The organism is Micromonospora sp. CV4, assembly GCF_003667455.1.
Taxonomy (GTDB): Bacteria; Actinomycetota; Actinomycetes; order Mycobacteriales; family Micromonosporaceae; genus Micromonospora.
This window is the reverse complement of record NZ_RCVI01000306.1, coordinates 1-558: the sequence shown is the minus strand read 5'-3', so window position 1 is coordinate 558 and position 558 is coordinate 1. Positions and strand designations below refer to the sequence as shown.

Annotated in this window: 1 pseudogene; it reads left to right on the top strand. The window is 75.1% G+C overall.

Annotated elements, in window-relative coordinates:
- Positions 1 to 21: 21 nt before the first annotated feature.
- Positions 22 to 417, top strand: a pseudogene (locus EAD98_RS21155) (hypothetical protein); the annotation flags it as partial.
- Between the last annotated feature and the right edge of the window lie 141 nt (positions 418 to 558).

Genomic DNA, 558 nt, shown 5'->3' with positions numbered 1-558 from the left:
AGAGGTGTATAAGAGACAGGCCCGAGCACCGTGCAGCCCGGCTACCTGGTCGGCATCCGGGCCAGCTGCCGGGACAACTCGGTGGGCGCCACGGTGGTCTCGGACGCCTTCGGCGCGGTCGGCGTCCAGCCGCAGCGCGGGGTGCTCACCGCGGCACCGATGGTCCGTGAGCGCACCCGCCCCGGCAACTACCGGGTCAAGCTGGAGTGCCGCGACGGCGAGACCGCCTCGACCATGCTCCAGGTGGTCAAGAAGATGCCGCCCCACCCGAGTCGCGGTCCGGCCACCGGCTTCGGCGGCAGCGCCGGCGGCATGACCGGCAAACTGCTGCTGCCCGGTGGTGCGGCGCTGACCATCACCGGGCTGATCGTCGCCGTGGTGGCCCTGCGCCGGCCGCGTGGCGTTGCCCGCCGCTGAGGCCGCCATGGAGATCTTTCGCCCCGCACAGCCGCCCGCTCGGAAGCCGCCGGGCGGGAAGCCGCCGTTCGCGGATCGCCCGCCGTCCGCGGATCGCCCGCCGTCCGCCGAACGCCCGGCGGTGGCCGCCCGCCCGCCGAC